Origin of the sequence: Bartonella sp. CE47NXGY (genome assembly GCF_042195415.1) — a bacterium.
Taxonomy (GTDB): Bacteria; Pseudomonadota; Alphaproteobacteria; order Rhizobiales; family Rhizobiaceae; genus Bartonella.
The window spans coordinates 1-1,480 of the sequence record NZ_JBHIOI010000131.1 but is presented as its reverse complement, the minus strand read 5'-3'; the positions used below and the strand labels follow the sequence as shown (position 1 = coordinate 1,480).

Here is a 1,480-nt window from a genome sequence, read left to right as displayed (position 1 = left end):
ACTGAAGAGCATGAAAAGGCGTTCAGAAATGTAAGTGAAGTTGTAATGACACTCGAAGCAGATGTTCAATCACGTGACAAGGAAATTAAAGAACTTAAACAAAAGATAGAAGAATGTGACGACGAGGAAATTGAAGAACGTGACAAGGAAATTAAAGAACTTAAACAAAAGACTGAAGAACTAAAACAAAGTATAGATGCGTATCGAGAAGAGTTTACACGGAAAAGTGAAAAGATACGGACACTAAAAGCAGATGTGCAATTACGCGACGAGGAAATTAAAGAATTGAAGCAAGAGATTGAAGAACGCGACGACGAGGAAATTAAACAACTGAAGCAAGAGATTAAAGAACGTGACGAGAAAATTCAAAGACTAACACAAGAGCTTAAACAGCGTGATGAAGCAGTAAAAGCGCCGCCTCATAAGAATAAGAAGAGTAAGAAGAAGGGTAAGTGAGGAGAGAGGGGTGGAAGATATGATACTTAAAAAGAAGTATGAATTTACTGATGAAATAATCAAATTTTGTGGCAAAACTCTTCACCGTATTCGTGCATTAAAAGACTTTGGAGATGTCGAGCAATGGGATCTAGGTGGTTTTATAGAGCATGAGGGCAACTTATCTCATGAGGGTAATTGTTGGATTTACGATGAGGCACATGTTTATAGCAATGCACGAGTTTACGGCAATGCCAAGGTTTATGGTAAGGCATGTGTTAATGAAAATGCATGTGTTGGTAACAATGCTCAGGTTTACGATAATGCACACGTTTACGGTGATGCAGAAATTTATGATCATGCGCATGTTTACGGCAGAGCTAAGGTTTATGGAAATGCTCATGTTTTTGATCAGGCGCATGTATATGGTACAGCAGCAATTCATGAATTTGCCAATGCATTTGGTAATGCACGTATTTCTCAAGATATTATTGGTAGTATTGCGTCGGTTGATGGTAGCGAAAAAAAATACGAACTTACTGATGAAACAATTGAAGTTGATGATCATACTCTTTACCGCATACGTGCATTGAGAGACTTTGGTGATGTCAAAAAAGGTGATTTAGGGGGCTGGGTAGAAAGTGAAGATAACCTAAGTCATGAAGGCAATTGTTGGATCAGTGGTGGAGGGGCGGTTTTTGGTGGTACAAGAATAAGGGGTGGTGAACATATAAACTCTCAGTTCGTTTCTAATAAGACTTATGAATTGTCTATGTTAACACCACAACGATATATGGCATCTCTACCTTGGTACCGTAGAACATTGGAGAGACTCCGTTATTATTGGGAGTACAGAATATGGCTTTAGAGCTTCATAAACGTGATGAATAATACAATTCTTTGTTTTGATCTAGGTACCAAAACAGGGTGGGCGATACGTGGTGCAAGTGGTGACATGTTCAGTGGTGCCGTGAATTTTCAATCGCGCCGTTTTGAAGGCGGTGGAATGCGTTACTTGCGTTTTAAACAATGGCTATCAGAAATA

General features: G+C 39.0%; 2 protein-coding genes. Both read left to right on the top strand.

The genetic code is table 11. The features are described 5' to 3' along the window. Positions 1 to 456, top strand: a 456-nt coding sequence (locus tag ACFIL3_RS10120; RefSeq protein ID WP_375682223.1) for a hypothetical protein, incomplete at its 5' end; no start/stop codon positions are given. A gap of 19 nt (positions 457 to 475) precedes the next feature. Further along, positions 476 to 1,303: a hypothetical protein gene (locus tag ACFIL3_RS10115; protein ID WP_375682222.1), complete on the top strand. Its 828-nt coding sequence runs from the start codon at positions 476 to 478 to the stop codon at positions 1,301 to 1,303. Positions 1,304 to 1,480 lie beyond the last annotated feature (177 nt).

Bases quoted from the DNA above. Each gene is read 5' to 3' on its own strand.
- ACFIL3_RS10115 (WP_375682222.1), top strand. From the start codon at position 476: ATGATACTTAAAAAGAAGTATGAATTTACTGATGAAATAATCAAATTT.